This window comes from Tabrizicola sp. (assembly GCF_036781545.1).
Lineage (GTDB): Bacteria > Pseudomonadota > Alphaproteobacteria > Rhodobacterales > Rhodobacteraceae > Tabrizicola.
Genome location: NZ_DAIQAT010000013.1, coordinates 25251 through 46404, shown reverse-complemented (window position 1 = coordinate 46404; position 21154 = coordinate 25251). Strand labels below are relative to the sequence as shown.

The 21154-nt window shown below is 67.6% G+C and carries 19 protein-coding genes; 10 read left to right on the top strand and 9 right to left on the bottom strand.

The annotated features are described in order from the left end of the window. The 4 genes from V7Q39_RS04410 to V7Q39_RS04395 form a co-directional block, all read left to right on the top strand. Positions 1 to 820 (top strand): Gfo/Idh/MocA family protein (locus tag V7Q39_RS04410; protein ID WP_333815280.1); only part of this gene is annotated, 820 nt, incomplete at its 5' end. A 192-nt stretch (positions 821 to 1012) separates the two neighbouring features. Continuing rightward, entirely contained in the window at positions 1013 to 1492 is a 480-nt protein-coding gene (locus V7Q39_RS04405) for a MarR family winged helix-turn-helix transcriptional regulator (protein ID WP_333815279.1), read from the top strand. Continuing rightward, a complete protein-coding gene (locus tag V7Q39_RS04400) occupies positions 1489 to 2619 on the top strand; it encodes an HlyD family secretion protein (protein ID WP_333815277.1) in 1131 nt (376 codons plus the stop codon). Before V7Q39_RS04405 ends, V7Q39_RS04400 begins: the two co-directional genes overlap by 4 nt. A gap of 7 nt (positions 2620 to 2626) precedes the next feature. After that, a complete protein-coding gene (locus V7Q39_RS04395; protein WP_333815276.1) occupies positions 2627 to 4159 on the top strand; it encodes a DHA2 family efflux MFS transporter permease subunit in 1533 nt (510 codons plus the stop codon). Between the two features lie 51 nt (positions 4160 to 4210). Here V7Q39_RS04395 and V7Q39_RS04390 read toward each other — a convergent pair whose 3' ends face one another. The 9 genes from V7Q39_RS04390 to menC all read right to left on the bottom strand — a co-directional run bounded on the left by V7Q39_RS04390 (position 4211) and on the right by menC (position 14823). Continuing rightward, positions 4211 to 5104: an FAD:protein FMN transferase gene (locus tag V7Q39_RS04390; protein ID WP_333815274.1), complete on the bottom strand. Its 894-nt coding sequence runs from the start codon at positions 5102 to 5104 to the stop codon at positions 4211 to 4213. A 2-nt stretch (positions 5105 to 5106) separates the two neighbouring features. Continuing rightward, on the bottom strand, positions 5107 to 5661 hold the full coding sequence (locus V7Q39_RS04385) for a nitrous oxide reductase accessory protein NosL (RefSeq protein WP_333815273.1): 555 nt from the start codon (positions 5659 to 5661) through the stop codon (positions 5107 to 5109). Continuing rightward, positions 5658 to 6479 carry an ABC transporter permease gene (locus tag V7Q39_RS04380; protein WP_333815271.1) on the bottom strand — a complete coding sequence of 274 codons (822 nt, stop codon included), beginning with the start codon at positions 6477 to 6479 and terminating at the stop codon, positions 5658 to 5660. The genes V7Q39_RS04385 and V7Q39_RS04380 overlap by 4 nt, the downstream gene beginning before the upstream one ends. After that, positions 6476 to 7372 (bottom strand): ABC transporter ATP-binding protein, encoded by an 897-nt coding sequence (locus V7Q39_RS04375; protein ID WP_333815269.1) that lies wholly within the window; start codon positions 7370 to 7372, stop codon positions 6476 to 6478. The genes V7Q39_RS04380 and V7Q39_RS04375 overlap by 4 nt, the downstream gene beginning before the upstream one ends. Next, the gene (locus V7Q39_RS04370) at positions 7338 to 8663 is read right to left on the bottom strand and encodes a nitrous oxide reductase family maturation protein NosD (protein ID WP_333815268.1); all 1326 of its coding nucleotides are present in this window, start codon (positions 8661 to 8663) and stop codon (positions 7338 to 7340) included. Before V7Q39_RS04370 ends, V7Q39_RS04375 begins: the two co-directional genes overlap by 35 nt. 2 nt (positions 8664 to 8665) lie before the next feature. Next, entirely contained in the window at positions 8666 to 10630 is a 1965-nt protein-coding gene (gene nosZ / locus V7Q39_RS04365) for a TAT-dependent nitrous-oxide reductase (RefSeq protein WP_333815267.1), read from the bottom strand. A gap of 11 nt (positions 10631 to 10641) precedes the next feature. After that, on the bottom strand, positions 10642 to 12783 hold the full coding sequence (locus V7Q39_RS04360) for a 4Fe-4S binding protein (protein ID WP_333815265.1): 2142 nt from the start codon (positions 12781 to 12783) through the stop codon (positions 10642 to 10644). Positions 12784 to 12964: 181 nt separating this feature from the next. Further along, positions 12965 to 13693 (bottom strand): GNAT family N-acetyltransferase, encoded by a 729-nt coding sequence (locus tag V7Q39_RS04355; protein WP_333815263.1) that lies wholly within the window; start codon positions 13691 to 13693, stop codon positions 12965 to 12967. After that, the gene (menC, locus tag V7Q39_RS04350; RefSeq protein WP_333815261.1) at positions 13690 to 14823 is read right to left on the bottom strand and encodes an o-succinylbenzoate synthase; all 1134 of its coding nucleotides are present in this window, start codon (positions 14821 to 14823) and stop codon (positions 13690 to 13692) included. Before menC ends, V7Q39_RS04355 begins: the two co-directional genes overlap by 4 nt. Positions 14824 to 14920: 97 nt before the next feature. On the opposite strand from menC, the gene V7Q39_RS04345 reads away from it, so the two are divergent. From V7Q39_RS04345 to V7Q39_RS04320, 6 genes are read left to right on the top strand one after another with little or no spacing between them, the layout of a single operon-like run. Next, the gene (locus V7Q39_RS04345; RefSeq protein ID WP_333815260.1) at positions 14921 to 15847 is read left to right on the top strand and encodes a MurR/RpiR family transcriptional regulator; all 927 of its coding nucleotides are present in this window, start codon (positions 14921 to 14923) and stop codon (positions 15845 to 15847) included. Between the two features lie 26 nt (positions 15848 to 15873). Beyond that, positions 15874 to 17457 carry an ABC transporter substrate-binding protein gene (locus V7Q39_RS04340; protein ID WP_333815258.1) on the top strand — a complete coding sequence of 528 codons (1584 nt, stop codon included), beginning with the start codon at positions 15874 to 15876 and terminating at the stop codon, positions 17455 to 17457. Positions 17458 to 17480: 23 nt separating this feature from the next. After that, positions 17481 to 18407, top strand: a complete 927-nt coding sequence (locus V7Q39_RS04335) for an ABC transporter permease (RefSeq protein ID WP_333815256.1) — start codon at positions 17481 to 17483, stop codon at positions 18405 to 18407. Continuing rightward, positions 18404 to 19243 (top strand): ABC transporter permease, encoded by an 840-nt coding sequence (locus V7Q39_RS04330; protein ID WP_333815254.1) that lies wholly within the window; start codon positions 18404 to 18406, stop codon positions 19241 to 19243. Before V7Q39_RS04335 ends, V7Q39_RS04330 begins: the two co-directional genes overlap by 4 nt. Beyond that, on the top strand, positions 19240 to 20199 hold the full coding sequence (locus tag V7Q39_RS04325) for an ABC transporter ATP-binding protein (RefSeq protein WP_333815253.1): 960 nt from the start codon (positions 19240 to 19242) through the stop codon (positions 20197 to 20199). Before V7Q39_RS04330 ends, V7Q39_RS04325 begins: the two co-directional genes overlap by 4 nt. Next, positions 20196 to 21143 (top strand): ABC transporter ATP-binding protein, encoded by a 948-nt coding sequence (locus V7Q39_RS04320; RefSeq protein ID WP_333815252.1) that lies wholly within the window; start codon positions 20196 to 20198, stop codon positions 21141 to 21143. Before V7Q39_RS04325 ends, V7Q39_RS04320 begins: the two co-directional genes overlap by 4 nt. Positions 21144 to 21154: the final 11 nt, after the last annotated feature.

Here is a 21154-nt window from a genome sequence, read left to right as displayed (position 1 = left end):
CCCCGCCATCGACGTGGTCGACATCACCCCCCATCCCGCCGACCGGCTGCCGATCCTAGAAGCGGCGTTGAAGGCGGGCAAACATGTCCTGTCGCAAAAGCCCTTCGTCCTCGACCTCGCCGAGGGCCGCCGCCTTGTCGCGCTGGCCCGGGAGAATGGCGTGAAGCTTGCGGTCAACCAGAACGGCCGCTGGGCACCCCATCTCGCGTATATGCGCGAGGCGGTGCGGGCGGGGCTCATCGGCGAGGTGATCTCTGCCCATGTCTCGATCCACTGGAACCACGGCTGGATCGCCGGAACGCCGTTCGAGACGATGGAGGACGTGATCCTCTACGATTTCGGCATCCACTGGTTCGACTTCCTGCGCAGCATCACCGGTGCCCGGGCGCAGTCCGTCTTCGCCACCGCCGCCCGCGCGACCGGCCAGGCCGCTGCCGCGCCGCTTCTGGCGCAGGTGCTGGTGCAGATGGAGGGCGGGCAGGCCTCGCTGGTGTTCGACGGCGGCACCCCCTTCGGGTCCCGCGACACCACCTTCATCGCGGGCACGAAGGGCAGCCTGCAAAGCGACGGGCCGGACCTTGGCCAGCAATCCGTGATCTTGACCACCGCCGAAGGCGTTGCCCGGCCGAAGCTGTCCGGGACCTGGTTCAACGACGGGTTCCGCGGGGCGATGGGGGCGCTGCTGGTCGCGATCGAGGACGGGGGCGAGCCCGCGAACGGGGCGGAGGAGAATCTCGACAGTCTGGCGCTTGCCTTTGCTGCCATCCAGTCGCGGCGGACGGGTCAGCCGGTCGAGATCGGGACAGTCTCGCGGCTTTGACGGGCCGCTGCCCGCGCGCGGGCAGATTTATTTCCCTTTCCTATCAAGGTCATGATTGCGGACGTTCACGAATTCGCAAGGATTTGCGCAGACCACCTCTGCCTGCCGCCATGCGACGGTCGCAAGGCAGCCATGCAGGTTGGGCGCGCCGAATTTCTTGAATCATAACATTGCTTATAGTAAGCAAGCTCAATGAATTACCGCATCGAGAAACTCGGCCCCCTCTTGCAGGACGCCACCCGCAGGATCTGGACCCGCTTCGAGCAGCGCACGGCCTCGCACGGGTTGTCGGCGGCGCAATGGCGGCTGCTGGGCCATGTCCTGCGCGAAGGCCCGTCGACCCAGACGGCGCTGGCCACGCTGCTGGAGGTGGAGCCGATCAGCGTCTCGCGACTTATCGACCGTATGGAACAGGGCGGCTGGCTGCACCGCGAGCCGCATCCCGACGACCGCCGCGCCCGGATCGTGGTGGCCAGCGACAAGGCCCGCCGCATCGGACCCGAGGCCAAGGAGATCGTGGCCGCGCTGTATGACGAGGCGCTGGCCGGACTGAGTGACGATGACCGGCGCGTGCTGCAGGCCGCCCTGGTGAAGATCATCGAGAACCTGAAGGCCACGGACCCGACCAGGGTTTCCGACGCCCTTCCCGAGAACCTAGAGACCCTGACATGAACGCCCGCACCTCGCCCAACGAACCCGCTGTCGCCCTGCCGGCCGCCGCTGCACCAGCGCCGGCCCCGGCCCACGCCGCCCCTGCGGCCAAACCCGCCCGTCGGCTGCGCAAGGCGCTGCTGATGCTGTCGGTGCCCGCCCTGCTGGTCGCGGGCGGGGCAGTCTGGTGGCTGACCGGCGCCGCGCAGGAAAGCACCGAGAACGCCTATCTGCATCAGGCGCGCATCTCGGTCGCACCGACCGTCGGCGGGCGCGTCGTCGCGGTGAATGTCCACGAACTGCAACCGGTCAAGGCCGGGGACCTTCTGTTCCAGGTCGACCCGCAGCCCTATGAGCTTGCCGTCGCGCAGGCCGAGGTCGCGGTGAACGCGGCGCGCCTGCAGGTGGAGCAGCTGAAGGCCGCCCTGGCCCAGGCCGAGGCGCAAGCCGCGCTGGCCGAGGACGATGCCGGCTACCAGTCCGACGAGCTTGCCCGGCAGGAGGCGCTGTCCGGCAAGGGCGTGACGTCGACCAGTGCGCTGGACCAGACCCGCCATGCCAGCCGCCAGGCCCGCGAGAAGGCCGAGGTGGCGCGGCTGACCGCCGAGGCCGCCCGGGCCGCGCTGGGCGGCGATGCGAAGATCGCGACCGATGACCATCCCGCCGTCCGGGCCGCCCTGGTCGAGCTGGACCGCGCCCGCTACAACCTGTCGGTCACCCGCGTCACCGCGCCTGCGGATGGGCTGATCTATCAGGCCTCCTCGTTCCATGAGGGGGTGATGCTTGCGGCGGGCCAGGCGGTCTTTGCCCTGGTCGAGACCGGCGATGCCTGGGTCGAGGCCAATTTCAAGGAAACCCAGCTGGGCGACCTGGCGCAGGGCCAGCCCGCCAAGGTCGTCTTCGACGCCGCCCCCGGCAAGACCTTCACCGGCAAGGTCGAAGCCATTGGCGCGGGGACGGGAGCCGAGTTCTCGCTGCTGCCCGCCCAGAACGCCACCGGCAACTGGGTGAAGGTGACGCAGCGCGTACCGGTCCGCATCAAGCTGGACGATGCCGAGGGCGCGGCCGCGCTGGCCTCGGGCCTCAGCGCGGAGGTGACGGTCGATACCTCCGCCGCTGCCGACACGCGGCTTGCCGCGAAGGAGTGACGGCGCCATGTCGGACATCCCGGAAGCGGCGCCCACGGGCCCCGCAGGCTCCTCGGTTGCCGTCGAGGTCAAGCACCGCGGGCTGATCACGCTGTCGATCATGGCGGCGACGATCATGCAGGTGCTGGACACCACGATCGCCAACGTGGCCCTGCCCTCGATGACCGGCGACCTTGGCGCCTCGCAGGATACCATCACCTGGGTCCTGACCAGCTATATCGTCGCCTCGGCGATCATGACGCCGGTCACCGGCTGGCTGGCCGACCGGCTGGGCAAGCGCGAACTGTTCCTGATCTCCATCGTCGGCTTCGTGGCCAGTTCGCTGGCCTGCGGCATCGCCTGGAGCCTGCCCTCCATGGTGGCTTTCCGGCTGCTGCAGGGGGTCTTCGGCGCGGCCATCGTGCCGCTGTCGCAGACGTTCCTCCTCGACATCAACCCGCGCGAGAAGGCGGGGCAGGCGATGGCGATGTGGGGCGCGGGGATCATGGTCGGCCCGATCATCGGCCCGACGCTGGGCGGCTGGCTGACCGAAAGCTACAACTGGCGCTGGGTCTTCCTGATCAACCTGCCGGTGGGCGCGCTGGCGCTGCTGGGCTGCCTTGCCTACCTGCCCAAACTGCCCCGCAAACGGCGCAGCTTCGACATGGCGGGCTTCGCGCTGCTGTCGCTGGCCATCGGGTCGTTGCAGCTGATGCTGGACCGCGGCGGCGAGGTCGACTGGTTCTCGGCGATGGAGACCTGGATCTACCTCATGGTCTCGATCTCGGGCTTCTGGATGTTCTGCGTGCATATCCTGACGAAGGAGCACCCGTTCCTCGATCCGCAGATGTTCCGCGACAGCAACTTCCGCATCGGGCTGGTGTTCATCTTCGTGGTCGGGATCATCCTGTTGGCGAGCCTTGCGCTGCTGCCACCGATGCTGTCGCGCATCCTGGGCTATCCAGTGATCACCACCGGCGTGGTCATGGCGCCGCGCGGGGTGGGGACGATGATCTCGATGCTGGTCGTCGGGCGGCTGGTGCGTGTGGTCGATCCCCGCGCGCTGGTGCTGGCGGGGCTGTCGCTGACGGCGCTGTCGCTGTATGAGATGACGGGCTTCACCCCGCAGATGGACAGCTGGCCGATCATCCGCAGCGGGGTGGTGCAGGGGCTGGGGCTGGGGCTGGTGTTCGTGCCGCTCTCCACCATCGCCTTCGCCACGCTGGAGCCGCGCTTCCGCGCCGATGCGACCAGCCTTTTCAGCCTGGTTCGGAACATCGGGTCGTCCATCGGGATATCCCTGGTGACGGCGGCGCTGACCCGCAACGTGCAGATCAACCACGCCGAGCTGGGGGCCTTCATCCAGCCCTACAACCCGGTGCTGGCGCAGGCCTATCCGACGGCCCTGTCGGGGAATGCCACAACGCTGCAGATGCTGGACGGGCTGGTGAACGTGCAGGCGGCGATGATCTCGTATGTCGACGACTTCTACCTGATGATGTGGGTGACGCTGCTGGCGATGCCGCTGGCGCTGATCCTGCGTCGACCGGCACGGGCTTGACCGGTCGCCCCGGTCGGGCGGGGCAGCGGGCGGGTTTGATGGCGCGCTGACTCAGGTTACGGCCCGTTCGACGACCGCGCCGGGAAACGCGCCGACGATCCGCTCCATCGTCTCGCGGTCCCCGGTCAGGCAGCCCGCTGTCGACAGCGCATCCGCCAGCGCGGCGGAGGGGGCGGAGATCGTGACAACGCGCCAGGGCGACAGGACCGGCCGCGCGGTCCGCGGGTCGAGGATGTGGCTGGTGGTGCCATCGCCTGCGAAGGTCATCCCCAGCGGAGCCGAGGTCGCGAGCGCCCGGTTCCGCAGCGCCAGGCTGCCCCCCGCCTGCAGCTGGACCGGCCAGTCGCCTTCGGGCAGGGCCACCATCTCGCCGGTGTCGATCAGCGCGCGGGTCAGGCCGTGCCCGGCCAGCAGTGCGGCGACCCGGTCGGCGATATAGCCCTGAGCGATGCCGTTCAGCGTCAGAGCCATGCCGGGGCGCAGGGTGATCGCCTCCGGCTCCAGCCGGACCGAGACCCAGTCGATCAGCGCCCCGGCCCGCGCCCGGTCGGCGTCGGAAAGCGGTGTCCCGGCCTCGCGCGCGACCGCTTCGGCCCGCCACAACGGCTGAACCGTGGGGTCGAAGCGCCCTTCGCTGGCAGAATGGACCGAACCGGCGAGGGCCAGGCATTCCAGGAGCTCGAATGGCGGTTCGGGAAGCCTGCCGTCGCGGTTCAGCCGGGCCAGGGCGCTGTCGGGCAGATACAGCGAGAACACCCGCTCCAGCCGCCGGATTTCGGCCATGGCAAGCGCGGCGAGATGCGGCGCGTCCGGGTGCTGAAGCCGCAGGGTGACCTTGGCACCGAGGGCGAGGCCGGTCTCGATGTGAAGGCCGGGCTGCTGGGCAAGCGCCATCGAGGGGGCGAGGGCGGCGGAAATCGCGATGAAGCGGCGGCGGGTCAGCATGGTCAGCCCTTTGTTCCGGACAGGGATTTCAGGCGGTCGGAATAGTCGTCGTCACCCCCGGCGGGATCGGGGGGCAGGGGCGCAAGCGCGCTGTCCGGGATCGCCTCCAGCCCCATGACCGAACCGCCGTGCAGCGCTGCGAAAGCTTCGGCCTTGGCCGGATCGGCGAAGGGCGCGAGTTCCGGCGCGCCCATGCCGCCGGTGACATCGGCGCCGACGACATAGGTGGCGGTCGTCGCATCGGTCCAGTTCGTCGCACCCGGCTGCTCCCAAGTCGCCCCTTCGGCCCCCATGTCGCTGACATAGATGGCGAGCACGGTGTTGCTTTGTTCAGGCAGGCGCAGATAGGTGACGAGGTCGGTGACCTGGCTGAAGAACAGCGGCGCACCAGGCAGACCCTCAAGATGGACCTGCCCTTTCGGGCCTTCATGCTCCAGAAGGTTCATCTGGCAGAAATAGCCCAGGGTTTCTGGCGCGAGCGGCAGCGGGTCGGTGTTCTGCGCCACCTCTTCCTTGCAGGCGGCAAGGGCCAGGGCGAAGAGAAGCGCGCGTTTCATGGCGTGACCTTTCGGAAGGCGGCGGCGGCAAGGGCCAGCGCGGCAAAGGGCCAGACGAGGACCGAGGCGAGCGATTGCCAGAGCGGTATGGCATCGGCGGCCCCGCCCACCCCGGCAGCGGCAGCGGTTGCGCCCGAGGCGGTAAGGTTGAACAGGCGGAACGCATCGGCCGGGTTGGCGAGAAGCGTGATGGGGAAGACGTCGGTGGTGAACCAGCCGCCGTTGTCGGCGACGATCGCCGACAGGAGTGCCAGGTCGTAAAGCACGACAAGGCCGAGCCAGAGGCCGATGGCCAGCCCCGCTGCGCCTGACGGGCGGCGCGACAGCGACGACAGCGCGTAGCCCGCGCCGAGGAAGGTCGCGCCCAGCAGGATCGAGGACCAGGACAGCCGCCATAGCGCGGGCAGGCCCTTCACCGCGGTCGGGTCGGACCAAAAGGTCACGGCGGCGGCGAGGCCGTGGCCCAGAAGGACCGCCAGCGTCAGGATGGCGAGATGGGCGAGAAGCTTGCCCAGCAGGATCTCCCATCGCGCGATGGGATAGGCGAGGAGGAGCGGCAGCGTGCCGCGCTCGGTTTCCCCGGCGATGGCGTCGAAGCTCATCAGAAGGGCGAGGAGCGGGATCAGATAGACCGAGAGCGAGGTGAGCGAGGCCACCGTCACCGACAGCCGGTCAACCCCCAGCCCGCCCGTGGGCGCGGACCCGGCCAACGCCAGCACCAGCGAGAACACCCCCATCAGGACCAGCGCGATGGCGACCCAGCGGTTGCGCAGCGCGATACGGAACTCGGTCCGCGCGGTGGAGAGGATGCGGATCATTGGGCGGCCCCCTGACTGAAATGGGCGTAGAGGTCCTCAAGACTGGGCGGCAGGACCTCAAGGTCGGCCACCTTGTCGCCGAGGCCCGCGATCCGGCCCAGCGTCTGAAGCTTCTCGGCCTGCGGGCAGGTCAGGTGCAAGGCACCGTCCACCAGGATCGCTCCCGGCAGCGCCTTCGCGATGTCCGGCGCATAGCCGTTGCGCGCGGTGACATGCAGCGCGACCGGCAGGTCGGCCCGGCGGCGCAATTCGGGCAGCGAGCCCTCGGCCACCATCCGGCCCTTCGACAGGATCACGATGCGGTCGGTCCGCGCCTCGACCTCGGTCAGTGCGTGCGAGGACAAAAGGATCGAGGCCCCCTGCGCCGCCAGAGCGTCGAGGAGCGCATAGAACTCCCGCCGCGAGACCGGGTCGAGGCCCGAGGTCGGCTCGTCCAGCACCAGCAGGCGTGGGTGGCCGATCAGCGCCTGCGCCAGACCGACGCGCTGGCGCATCCCCTTGGAATAGGTGCCGATCCGCCGGCGCGCGGCCTGAGCGAGGCCGACCTTTTCCAGCAGGCCCATCGCCAGCGCAGGGCTTTCGCCGCGGAGCGCAAGGTAGTGCCGGATCTCCTCCAGCCCGGTCAGCGCCGGATGGAAGGCGGCGTTTTCCGGCAGGTAGGCCACCGCGCGGCGGGCGGCGGGCGAACCGGGGGCGGCGTCGCAGATCGTGACCGCGCCGCTGGTGGCCGGGATCAGGCCGAGGATGATCTTCATCAGCGTGGATTTCCCCGCGCCGTTGTGGCCGAGCAGCGCCACACGCTCACCGGGGGCCACCGACAGGCTGACCCCGGTCAGCGCCGCGACCTCGCCAAAGCGCTTAGTGAGTTCCGAGATCGTCAGCGTCGATGTCATCGTAAGTGCCTTTGCTCCAGCGCCCGGCGACCGCTGCTTCCATCGCGGCGATATCGTCGGGGACGGGGATGGTGACCGGCTGCATCAGCGGATGGCTGTCGGTCACGCCGCCCGGCAGGATCGCCGGGAACGAGGACTGCGACCAGCGCACCAGCTGCACCGCCGGAGAGCCGGTGAGAAGGGCCGCCGAGGGTTGCGACCACAGGATATGGTCCATCAGGTCGTTCGGGCGATAGACGCCGTCGGCGATCCCGTCGCCGTTCAGGTCGAAGGCGGGATGGTCCGACCAATAGTTGCCGCGCCCCTCGTAGCTCCATTCCATGAAGCGGGTGCCGACGTATTTCACCTGCTCCTGATTGCCGATGAACGCATTGCCGGTCAGCATGTTGCGCTCGGACCCCGCGGTGAAGTGGATGCCGATGCCGCAGCCCTGAAAGCGGTTGCCGAAGATCAGGTTCTTGTGGGCGTTGTAGATGAAGAGGCATTTCTTCGTGCCGCCCCGCACCAGGTTGCCCGCCACGTCGGCGCTGTTGGCGAAGTTCAGCATCAGCCCATGTTCCCGGTCGCCGAGCGACAGGTTGTCCTTCAGCACCACCCGGTCTGAGAACATGATGGCGAAGCCCAGGTGGTTGCCGATCGAGATGTTGCCCGAGACTTCGCTGTCATGCGTATACATGTAGTGGACGGCGAAGCGCAGGTCGCGGAACAGGTTGTTGCGGTAGGTGCCCTTCTTCGAGGCGTTCGAGAAGATGCCGTCGCGGCCCCAGCGGACATCGTTGCCCTCGACCACGGTGCCGGGGCTGTTCCAGATGTAGATGCCGTTGCCGCGTTCGTTCATCCGCAGGTTCTGCCGGCCCAGGATCACGTTGTTCCGGACCAGCGTATCGAGCCCGCCGTGGACGTCGACGCCGTGCATGTTCTCGACCAGCCGGTTGCCCTCGATCCTTGTGCCGTCGGCGCCCTTGACCACCTTGATCGCGGAATCGATGGCCTGGTTGTCGTTGCCGGATCCGATGATTTCCAGCCCGGTCAGGACGACGCCGTCGCCGGTGACGGTGATCACGGTTCCCTTGCCCTGACCGTCGATCACGGCGGTGCCGTCGCCTTGCAGGATCAGGGTCCGGTCGATGGTGACGGGGCCAAGATAGGCCCCGCCCGAGAGGATGAGCACATCGCCGGGGGCGGCCCCGGCGATGGCCTCGGCCAGCGTGTCCTCGCCCGGCGCGACATGCACTTCCGCCGCCCGGAGGGGCGTGGCAAGCAGCAGGACAAGGGCAAGGACACGCATCATGGTCAGGCCCCGGCGGGTTCCACGAACATCCGGCCGCGCATCTCCATGTGCAGCGCATGGCAGAACCACTGGCAATAGTACCAGTAGACCCCGGCATTCGCCGCCGTGAAGGTGACGGAGGATGTCGCCTGCGGCCCGATCTCCATCGCGACGCCGTGGTTGCCCATGGTGAAGCCGTGGGTCAGGTCGTCGATGTCGTCGAGGTTGGTGACGATCACCGTGACCTCGTCGCCCTCCTTCACGGTGAAGCTTTCCAGCGCGAAGCTGGGGGCCTGGCTGGAGATGTAGACGCGGACCTTCTTCGGGTCGTCCTTGTCGCGGATCACCATGTCCTGCCAGTCGTCCAGGTTCACCCCGTCCGCCTCGGCCTGCTTGCGGGTCTCGGCCCACATCTTGTCCTGACGGTCCCAGACCGACAGCGGGTTCAGCTTCGAGGCCGCCACGGCGATGGCGTCATGCGGTTCGGCAAAGTTCGGCCCGTCATGCACCACCACCATCTTGTCGCCCGAGATGTCGATCAGCTGGTCGTTCTCCGGCTTCAGCGGGCCCACGTTCAGGAAGCGGTCCTTCGAGAACTTGCACAGGCAGACGAGCCACTGGCTTTCCGCCTCCAGCGTCTCGCCCATCACGGTCTTCAGGTGACCGGGCTGGTATTGCACGTCCACCTTGTCCTTGATCGGGTCGACCTGTTCCCCGGCATAGGCCTTGACCGCGTCGGCGATGTTCCACTTCACCACCTGGCTGTCCAGGAACAGCGAGGTATAGGCGTTGCCCTTGCCGTCGAAGGCGGTGTGCAGCGGGCCGAGGCCCAGTTCCGGCTGCGCGACAATGGCGGATTGCGGATCGGCGTTGTCGTTGAACAGCGCGTCGAACCTGGTCACGTCCAGCACGGTGACGGTGGGCGAGAGCTTGCCGCCGATGCAGAGATGAACCTTGTCCGGCGCCATGTTGCAGCCGTGCGGGTTGTTCGGGATCGGGATGTAGCGGGTGAACTGGCTTTTCGCGTCCTTGCGGCCGTCCAGCACCCGGACGCCGTTCAGCTCCTGGCCCTCGCCCGCAGCGACGGCGGCCTCGATCGCGGCGATGTTGAAGACGACGACATGGTCGGCCTCGGCTGCGGTCATGTCGGCCAGCGTCATGCCCATTTCGCTGTTGTAGCTGGTCGAGAAGGCCCACTTGCCTTCGTAATCCGCGTCGCAGTTGTCGAGGTTGCCCGAGACCATCACCTGCCACGCGGGCAGCATCGCCTCGGCATCGACTGCGGTGAAGATGTTCACATAGGTCGAGACGTCCTGCATCGTGCTGCCGTCGTTGACCAGCGGGGCCTCGTCCTCGCCGTTGCAGAAGACGTATTTCGTGCCTGGGAACTTCTGTGGCCGCATCCCGTGGATCGCCTTGGCGTTCGGGATTTCCAGGATCGCGTCGCATTTCATCACGTCGGCGCGGACCCGGGCGACGCGGGTGTTCGCCTTGTCGTTCATGAACAGGTATTTGCCGTCGTATTTGCCGTCGGTGAACGACATGTGGACGTGGTGCAGGTCGCCGTTGTCGTGGATCTTCTTGCCGTTGGCGGCCAGTTGCTTCCTGGTCTTCTCGGTCATCGTGCGCTGATGGATGCGCAGCGATTCGTTGGTCTCGCCCCAGCCGGTGGCCGAGCAGCGGTTGAACACCGGCACCCGCATCAGCTCGCGCATCGAGGGGATGCCGAGGATGCGCATCTCGCCGGTCTGGCCCGAGGACCAGAAGCCGTAATGCGTGTCCAGCTGGCCGGGCGGCACGTTGAAGCCTTCCGTCGCGGCCTGCGCCGCAGTGCTGCCAAGTGCCAGCGCGCCGAGGCCCGCGCCGAGGCCCGCGCCGGTGCCGAGCGCGAGGCGGCCCCCGCCGATGGCGCCCGCAAGCGCCGCTCCGCCAGCCGTGGCCCCCAGAAGGCCGCGGCGTGAGATGCCAGAGGTGGGTCGTTCAGACATGACTGTCCCTTTCATTCAGCTGGTTGGGGTTTGGGTGAGTTCGGATGGCCCGAGATGTTCCGGGCAGGGCTGGCTGCAGCAGTCTCGCGCCGCTTCAGCTTCTTGATGACGACCGGGCATTTGGCGGTCGACTGGTACAGGACCTGGCAATGCAGGCAGTCAATGCATTCGTTCGGGTTGATCTCTCCCGTGGGGTGGATCGACTGGACCGGGCATTCGATTGCGCAGGTCTGGCAGGGGTTGCCGCATTCCTTGTAGCGTTTCAGCCAGTCGAACATCCGCATCCGCGCCGGGATCGCCAGCGCTGCGCCCAGCGGGCAGAGGTAACGGCAGTAGAAGCGTTCCACGAACAGCCCCGCCGCCAGCAGCGCCAGCGCATAGGCGACGAAGGGCCAGGCGCGGACGAACTTCAGGATGATCGCGGTCTTGAACGGTTCCACTTCGGCCAGATGCTCGGCCTGCTCGATGCTCATCAGGCTGACGCCGAAGAGGCCCAGGAAGATCATGTACTTGATCGGCCACAGCCGTTCGTGCAGGCCCCAGGGCAGCGTCCATTGCGGGATGTGCAGCTTGCGGGCGATCTGGTTGGTCAGCTCCTGAAGCGCGCCGAAGGGGCAGAGCCAGCCGCAATAGGCGCCACGACCCCAGAAGATCAGCGCGGCAGCGACGCTGAACCACAGGATGAAGGTGAGGGGGTCCAGCAGGAAGGCCTGCCAAGAAAAGCCCGAGGTCAGCGCCCCGAAAAGCGCCATCAGGTTCACCACCGAAAGTTGCGCATTGGCATACCAGCCCAGGAAGACCAGCGTCACGGTCAGATAGGACATGCGGAACCACCAGAACCGGCGCTCGTTCCGGGTGGCGAATCCCTGGAAGAAGAAGACCAGCGTCAGCACCGCCAGCATCGCCGCCGTCACCGCGATCTCGGGCCGCTTGTCCTGCCAGATGCGCTTCCACAGCGCCTGATGCGCCGCGGTCTCTTCCTGCGCGGCCACCGCCTCGGCCGGGCCGGTGTCTTCGGTCGCGACGGGCACTGCGACGGGGCGCAGGTATTTCTCGGGCAGTTGGTAGCCCAGGTCAAAGGTGGTGAAGAGCTTCTCGATCGGCCCCACCTCGCGGTGTACCAGAAGCTGGATGCGGAACGGCTTGGTCGGGTCGAATCCCACATCGGCGGGAATCTTGAACAGATCGGCCTCGGCGAATTCGGGGGCGCCCTTGGCTTCCACCCCCACCACCCGCTTGTGCATCTTGTCGCGGAACCGCACCGAGACATCGTCCTGGATCAGCACGATCCGGTCGAAGATGCCGCCCCGCACATAGCCCGAGCCCTTGAAGCTGTAGAGCCCTCGCCCGACGATCACGATGGCATTCTCGCCCGGCTGCAGCCAGTTGGCGAGGTTCGCCGCCTCGCCTTCGCCCAGGATTGCCCTGGCGATGGCTGGGTGCGACACCAGCGCCGCCTGCATCTCGATGAAGCTGGTCTCCGGCGGCTCGGTCAGCGCCCTGGCCGCGGCACGCGGGTCACCGAGGCCCGCGAAGGCCGCGTTGACCTGGCCCACGTCCAGCGACAGCCGGCGCAGCGTGCCGTCACCCTCCAGCGTCATCCAGTCCAGGGCCGCCGTCGCATCGGGGTTCACTTCGAAGGCCGGTCCGGCGCTGGCCGCATCGGGCGCGAGGCCCCCCAGCCCCAGCGCCCGCGCCGCCTTCAGCCCGGCCCGCACGATGGAATCGTCGATCACCATCACCGTGACGGTTGCGCCCGAGATGATGTCGAGGTCATGCGAGGTGCCGCCCGACTTCGCCTCGGCCACAAGGTCGACGCCGACATAGCTTTGAGCCAGCGCGTCGATCTTGGCCTGGGGAATGCCGATCAGCACGATGGGCTCGGAATGCTTCAGAAGCTTCACCCCGATGATCCGCGCGTCCTTGTCCACCGCGACGAGGGTGTGGATCGGCTTGCCCGAATAGCCGGTGGTCGACACGAAATCGCTGGTGACGAAGGCCCAGCCTATCGTCTCGCCGCCTTTCAGGACCGGAACCGCAGGCGGATCCTTCCGGATTGGCCCGAAGCCTTCGGCGCCCTCGACCAGTTCTGCTGCAGTCACCTTGGGCAGCAGGTCCTGCAACACCGATTCTGCCGCCGATGGCAGGGGCATCAGCAGGACAACCGCAAGAAGGAATTGGACAAAAGCTTTCATGGGCCCCCCAAAGGCTGGCCCTTGATTACTGCGGTGCGGCGAAGGGGGCCTTGACCAAACTCAAGTCGCTGGGCTGGAGGCCTGGCCCCAGGGAAGGGACCCACGGCCTCTGCCGGAAAGTTACAGATTTTCTAGGCAGTTACCGCCGTGGCGACGCGTCAGGCGCCAGAAGATATTGCCGGCGGGACCTGTCGAAATCCACGATCCGGTGCCCCTTTGCAAAGGCCGCCTGCAGGTCCTGCCGCAGCGCCAGGCGCAGGGCGCGGGCGCGATCCGGGGCGTCGCGCGTGAGCGCCTCCAGATCCTCGGGCAAAGTCAGGTCCAGCGGCACGACGGCTTGCGGCGGTCGCGACCCTCCCTCTGCCAGTGCCGCCGCCACCGGGGCCGCCAGATCCCAGTCCACCATCAGCCGATCCGAGGAGAGCCCGCTGTTGATGCCTGCCATCTCGCCATAGTAATCCGGCAGATAGGTGCCCGAGGTCGCCCCCAGTCGGTGGATGTTCAGGCCCGCATTGGCCGCGCGCAGTGGATCGAAGGTCCAGCGCACATGGCCGATCCCATGATCCAGGCACCAGCGCCGCTGATAGGCTTTCATCCGCAGACCCAGGTGCCGCCCGCGCGCCTCGGGCAGTACGGCCAGCCGGTGCGAATGCTGGACCTGCGGGTCGCGCGTCGGGAAGCCGAAGATATAGGCCAGAAGCCGACCACCCGCGAAGGCCCCGCCGACCAGACCGCCCTCGGCCTGGATCACCATCATCAGGTCGCTCGGGTCGGGCAGGTCGCCCTCGCCCCAGACGGTGCGCTGCAGGTCCTCGGCAGCGCGGAACTCGGCCATGCTGTTGAGATCGCGGAAGACCACCTCGGTCATGCGGCGAAGTCCTGCTGCGACAGCGTGGCGGTCTTCAGATAGTCGAGGTCGAGGGTCACCCCGATCCCCGGGCCCTGCGGCACCGGCATCCGGCCGCTGACGCATTCCAGCTTCTCGCAGATGATGTCGCGGGTGAAGTAGCGGCTGGCCGAGGAAGTATCGCCGGGCTTGGTGAAGTTCGGCAGGGTCGAGAGGTGGATGTTGTGCGCCCGGCCGATGCCGGATTCCAGCATCCCGCCGCACCAGACCGGCACCTGGAAGGCCTGACATAGATCATGGATCTGCCGTGCCGCCGCGTGCCCCCCCGACCGGCCGACCTTGATGTTGATCACCCGCGCAGCATCGGTCTGCAGCGCCTTGCGGGCGTGATCGACGGTACGGATGCATTCATCCAGACAGAGCGGCGTGCGGATGCGCTGTTGCAGGGTGGCGTGGTCGTGGATGTCGTCCCAGGCCAGCGGTTGCTCGATATAATCCAGCGCGAAGTCATCCATCCGGCGGATCAGGTCCCTGTCGGCCAGCGTGTAGCAGCAATTGGCATCGACCGTCAGATGCGCCTCGGGGAAATCCCGACGCACGGCCTGCAGAAGGCCGATGTCATGGCCCGGCTTCACCTTCAGCTTGATCCGCCTGTAGCCCTGCTCCAGGTGCGCCGCCACCCGGTCCAGCGTATCCGCGACGGGGCCGATCCCCAACGAGACGCCGACGTCGATCGCCTCTCCTTCGCCGCCCAGCACGGTCTGAAGCGGCAGTCCCAGCGCTTTCGCCCAGAGGTCCCAGAAGGCCATCTCGACCGTGGCCCGGGCCATGAAATTCGCCCGCCAGGGTGCGAAGAGCCGGGACAGCGATTCGGGATGGGCGAAGGTCTGCCCCAGCACCTGCGGCAGCAGCACCTTCGCCAGCAGGTCCATCGCCCCCGCCACCGTTTCCTCGAGATAGTCGGGCAGCGGATCCATCACCCCTTCGGCATGGCCCTCCAGCCCGTCGGCCCGCAAGGTCAACAGAGGAAACAGCTTTTCCGTCATCGTGCCGGTCGCGATGGTGAAAGGCGTGACCAGCGGCAGGCGCACGAGGCGCAGGGTGGCGCCGTCGATCCGCAGGGGAGCTCGGGTCGCTGCGGGGGTGGGCATGGCGGTCCTCCGGTCTGGCGGGGTCCATTTCAGCTTACTTGCATTATTGACCGAATGAAAGATTCCTGACACGCTTGTCCTGCAGCGGGGGACACCGATGGATCAGGTCAGAAGCACGGGAGCAGAGGACAAGGGCGATGCCCCGTCCGGCGACCTGCGCCAACGCCTGTCCAATGCCGCCGAATGCGGCACCCCCGGCGAGCGGGTCCTTGCGCATTACCTGCTTGCAAACCTGTCCTCGCTGCCGTTCGAGACCGCGGCGACGGTGGCGGCCAAGGTCGGCATGTCCGAGGCGTCGGTCGGACGCTTCTGCCGGTCGATCGGCTATCGCCACCTGAAGGACCTGAAATCCAGCCTGCAGGTGGACCTGGGCGAAAAGGCCTGGCTGATCGGCGACCGGCTGAAGGACTTCCACCGCCGCAGCCAGGAGGGCAATGCCGAACTTGCCCGCGCGCTGGAGCAGGAGATCGCGGCGCTGGTCTCGGTCTACGAGTTGGCGGCGACCCCGGATTTCGCCGCCGCCGTGCACCGGCTGGCCCATCGCCGTGCGGTCTGGGTGGCCGGGTTCCAGACCGAGCGCAGCCATGCGGCGGAGTTGGTTCACAACCTGCAATACCTGCGGGCGGGCGTGCATCTGGCCGATGTCGCGGGCGGGCATTTCGCCGAGGTGCTGCTGTCGGACCCGTCGGAGACGACGCTGGTCCTGATCGACGGCCGCCGCTATTCGCGCCTGACCCGCGACCTTGCCCTTGCCGCGCGCGACGCGGGCATTCCCGTGACGCTGATCACCGACCCCTATTGCGACTGGGCCCCCGGCCTGGTCAGCGAGATGTTCGCCGTGCCGACCGATCTCAACCATTTCTGGGACACGACATCATCCATGTCCTCGCTGATCGGGCTGATGGTGAACGGCGTCTTCCGCGATCTCGGCGCCGAGGTAGAAACCCGGATGGCCCGCGTCTCGACGCTTTACGGCACCTTCATCGGACATACCGCCCCGGGACGAAACCCGGGCAGACCCTGACCCACCCAACAGCAAGAGGACCCGCCATGACCCATTCCTTCCGCAAGAGCCTGCTTGCCGCCAGCGTCAGCCTGGCCGCATTGCTCGCCGCCCAGGCCGCCACCGCTCAGGAGGCCGTCTTCGTGGTGGCCGGCAACGAGGTGGGCGCGCCCACCTACAACCCGATCAAGGCCACGATGCTGAACACGGCGACCGGGCTCATCTTCGACCGTCTGGTCAGCCAGGCTGCCGATCTGTCCTATCACCCCTGGCTCGCCGAAAGCTGGGACGAGGCCCCTGACGGCATGTCCTGGACCTTTCACCTGAAACAGGGGGTGACCTTCCACAACGGCGAGCCCTTCAACGCCGAGGCGGTGAAAGCCTGGATCGAGCTGTTCAAGACCTCCGAGGGCGAAAACGCCTACATGGCCGAGGCCATCGCTTCGGTCGAGGTGATCGACGACCTGACCGTCAAGTTCGTCATGGCGCGGCCCGAGCCCAACCTTCTTTACAACCTCTCCTCGACCTTCATGAGCGTGGTGGAGCCGAAATCCTTTGTCGCGCTCGGCGACGATTACGGCGTGACCGAGGTGTACGGGACCGGCCCCTTCAAGCTGGAAAGCTTCAGCATCGGCCAGGAAACCGTGCTGGTGCGGAACGACGATTACACCTGGGGGCCGCAACTCGCCGCGAACCACGGCCCGGCCAAGATCGAACGCGCCACCTTCCGCGAGATCCCCGAGGATTCGACGGCATTCCTGGAACTCAAGACCGGCGGCGTCGACATGCTGCTTTCGGTCCCGCCCGACCTGACCGGCGAGATCGAGAAGGAGGCGAACCTTGCCGTCGTCACCTTGCCGGGCGCCGATGTCTGGTACATGCCGATAAACGTGACCAAGGCGCCCTTCGACGACATCCGCGTCCGCGAGGCCGCCGCCAAGGCGATCAACCAGGAGGAAATCCTAGCCTCGGTCTTCGGTGGCGTGGGGTCGATCGCAGACACCTTCCTGATTTCCGCCCTGCCCGAAAGCCATGTCTCGGAGAGCGCCAAGATCCACTACGACCCCGACCGCGCCAATGCGCTTCTGGACGAGGCTGGCTGGGTCAAGGGCGCCGACGGCATCCGCAGCAAGGATGGCCAGCCGCTGAAAGTCACACTCTGGACGCAAAGCGACAGCATCTTCCGCCGCCTGACCGAAGTGGTGCAGGCCCAGCTGAAAGCCGTGGGGATCGAGGCCGAGATCACCACCTTCGACAGCTCGATGATCCGCGACCAGTACAAGACCGGCGAGCAGCAGCTGGCGGTGCGGTCCTACAACTGGGACAATGCCGATATCGTCGACTGGTTCTTCGGCGGCGACCGGCTGGGCTATCCGAACGTGTCGATGTTCAACGATCCCAAGGCCGAAGAGCTGCGCGCCGCAGCGATGACGGGCGCGAAGAACATGGAAGAGCGGATCGCCAACTTCACCGCCTATCATGAATACGTGCTGAGCCAGTTCCCGATGGCCCCGATCTATCAGCCGGTCCAGGCGATGGCCTACAACAAGGACCGCCTGTCGGTGCCGGAAAAGATCGACTCGCCCTCGTTCGGGTCGGCGATGTTCATGGACCTGGAAGTCAAGGAGTAGCAGACGACAGCAGGAGCACCGGCATGTTCGCCTATCTGGTCCGACGGGTCCTGATGCTGGTGCCGGTGTTCCTGGCGGTATCGGTCGTCATCTTCTCGATCCTGCACTTCATCCCCGGCGATCCGATCGACAACCTGCTGAAACCCGGGTCGTCGCCGACGGCCCGGGCCGAGATGGAGGTGCGCTACGGACTGGACCGGCCCCTGCCGGTGCAATACGGCATCTGGCTGTCGAAGGTGGTGCGGGGCGATCTGGGCACGGCCATCGTCGCCCGCCGCCCGGTGGCCGACCTGATCGCCCAGGCCCTGCCGCATTCGCTGCGGCTGGGCGGACTTGCCCTGCTGTTCTCCACGCTGGTCGGCGTCGGGCTGGGGGTGGTCGCCGCGCTGAACCGCGACCGCTGGATCGACCGCACGATCATGGGCGGGGTCCTCCTCGGATCGACCATGCCCAGCTTCTGGCTGGGGCTGATCCTGATGCTGGTCTTCTCGGTGCAGCTGGGCTGGTTTCCCGTCTCCGGTGCGCGCGGGTGGCAGTCTCTGGTGCTGCCGGTCCTGACGATCGGCCTCGGTGGCACCGCGCTGGTGGCCCGCATCACCCGCGTCGCGATGATCGAGGCATCCGAGCGCGATTTCGTCATGCTTCTTCACGCCAAGGGCCTGTCGCCCCTGCGCATCCAGCTGGCCCATGTGCTGCGCCACGCGCTGATTCCGGTGGTGACGATCCTCGCCTTGCGCATCGGCTGGATCTTGGGCGGGGCCGTCACGGTCGAGGTGGTCTTCGCCCGCCCCGGTCTCGGCACGCTTCTGATCAAGTCGCTCAGCCAGCACGATTATCCGGTGGTGCAGGCCTGCCTGCTGATGCTCGCGATGGCGGTGATGCTGGGCACGCTTCTGGGCGACATCCTGCAGGCCGCGATGGACCCGCGGGTTAGGGCGGCACTGGCATGATCGCGCCCCTCCGCGCCCTGAAGCAGCCGCAGGGAGGCCTGGCCGGACTGTGGCTGATCCTGCTGATCGCCGCCGCGCTCCTTGCCCCGGTGCTGTCGCCCTATGCCTATGACCTGCAGGACCTGCCGAACGCCTACCGCCCCGCCTCGGCGGCGCACTGGCTTGGCACCGACGAATTCGGCCGAGACCTCCTGACCCGCCTGGTCTGGGGCGCGCGCACCTCGCTCTCGGTCGCGGCGACGGCGATCGCGATTTCGGTCTTCTGCGGCATGATCCTCGGCGCGGCGGCGGCCTGGTTCGGTGGCTGGCTGGACCGCGCGGTGACGGTCGTGGTGGACCTGACCTGGTCCTTTCCGGAAATCCTGATCGCGCTGATTCTGGTTGCCATCATCGGCCCCGGCACGCTGGGCACGATGATCGCCATCTCTGTCGCCTACCTGGCGCAGTTCACCCGCCTGACCCGCGCCCAGATCCTGACCCTGAAGAGCGAGACCTTCATCGAGGCCGCCCGCTCGCTCGGCGCCTCCAACGCGCATATCCTGTTCCGCCATCTACTGCCCAACGCGCTGGCCCCTGTCCTCGTCTCGGCCATGCTGGCGACGGGCGACGCCATCATCCTTGAGGCGACACTGGGCTTTTTCGGCCTTGGCGCGCAGCCCCCGGTTCCCAGCTGGGGCGGCATGATGTCGGCGGGCTCGGCGCTGGTGTTCAAGGCGCCCTGGATCATCATCTACCCCGGTCTCGCTGTCGCGATCACCGTCGTCGCCATCAACCTTTACGGCGACGCGCTGATCGCCGCGCTGGACATCCGCCAGAAACTGCGGAGGGCGCCGTGACCGCGCTTCTGAACCTGTCTTCGGTCAGCGTGGCCATCGGCTCGGCTGCCCTTCTGGACGGCATCTCACTTAGGGTCGACCGCGGGCAGATCGTCGGCCTGGTCGGCGAAAGCGGCTCGGGCAAGTCGCTGACCGCGATGGCGGCGATGGGGCTTCTGCCGCTGATCGGCGGGCGGATCACGGGCGGCACCGTGCGCTTCGACGGGCAGGACATGGGCGCGATGACCGAGAGCCAGCGGCGCGCCCTGCGTGGACGGCGGATCGGCTTCGTCACCCAGAACCCGATGACGGCGCTCGACCCGGTGCAGCGGATCGGCGAGCAGGTGGACGTGGTTTCGCGGTTGCATCTTGGCCTGCCGCAACCCGCCGCCCGCGCCCGCACGCTGGAGCTGCTGACCCAGCTGCGCATTCCGGATGCCGCCTCGGTCGCCGAGGCCTGGCCGCACCAGCTTTCGGGCGGGATGAAGCAGCGAATCGTCATCGCGATGGCCTTGGCGGGCGAGCCCGACCTGATCATCGCCGACGAGCCGACCACCGCGCTGGATGTGACGGTGCAGGCGCAGATCATCCAGATCCTCGGCGCGCTGGTCCGCGACCGGGGGCTGGCGCTTCTGCTGATCACCCATGACATGGGCGTTGTGGCGCAGGTCTGTGACCGGGTCGCCGTCCTCTACGCCGGTCGGCTGGCCGAGGAAGGCCCGGTCGACGGCATCTTCGCAGCGCCCACACATCCCTATACCGCCGCGCTGATCGGCTGCATCCCGCAAGAGGGTATGGCGAAGGGCAGCCTGCGCGGCATCCCCGGCTCTGTCCCTTCTGCGCTGGCGATGCCGTCCGGCTGCCGCTTCCATCCGCGCTGCACCCGGGCGAGTGACCTCTGCCGAAGCGCGGTGCCGCTACCTGAACGCTACGGCCAGGGCATTGTCGCCTGCCATCACGCGGGGGTTCCGGCATGACCGCGCCGCTGATCCGGATCGAGCAGCTGACCCGGCGCTTCCAATCCGGCGGCGGCGTTCTGGCCCGCCCCCGTGCCATGCTGGCGGTGCGCGACGTCTCGCTGGACATTGCCAGGGGCGAGGCCCTGGGCGTCGTCGGCGAAAGCGGCTGCGGCAAGTCCACCCTCGCCCGACTGGTGCTGCGCCTGATCGAGCCGACGTCGGGCCGCGTCAGCTTTGATGGCACCGAGATCACCGCCCTGCCCCCGGCCGCACTGCGCCGGATGCGCCGCCGGATGGCGATGGTGTTCCAGGATCCCTATTCCAGCCTCGACCCGCGCCACAGCCTGGCCCAGGTTCTGGCCGAACCCTTCCAGGTTCAGGGCCAGCCCCTGCCGCCGGACACCATTCCCGCGCTGCTGGCCGAGGTCGGCCTGCCGGAAAGCCTCGCCGCCAGCCACCCGCACCAGCTGTCGGGTGGCCAGCGCCAGCGGGTCGGCATCGCGCGCGCCCTCGCGCTCCGGCCCGACTTCGCGGTGCTGGACGAACCGACCGCCAGCCTCGACGTGTCGATCCAGGCGCAGATCATCGCGCTTCTGGCCGAACTGCGTGACCGGCTGGGGCTGACCTACCTGTTCATCAGCCACGACCTTGGCCTCGTGCGCTACTTCTGCGACCGGATCGTGGTGATGTATCTGGGCGCCGTGGTCGAGATCCTGCCCGACCCCGCCGCCCGACCGCGCCATCCCTACACCCGCGCACTGATGGAGGCGCGCTTCGCCCCCGACCCCGCGCAGCGCAAGTCGCTCGCCCCGCTCACTGGCGAAATCCCCAGCCCCTTCGCCCTGCCGCCCGGCTGCGCCTTCGCCGCCCGCTGCCCCAGGGCGACCGACCGCTGCCGTCGCGAAAGTCCCGCGCTCTCTGCCGATCCCACCCATCCCGTTGCCTGTTTCCACCCGCTCTGAAAGGCCCCTCT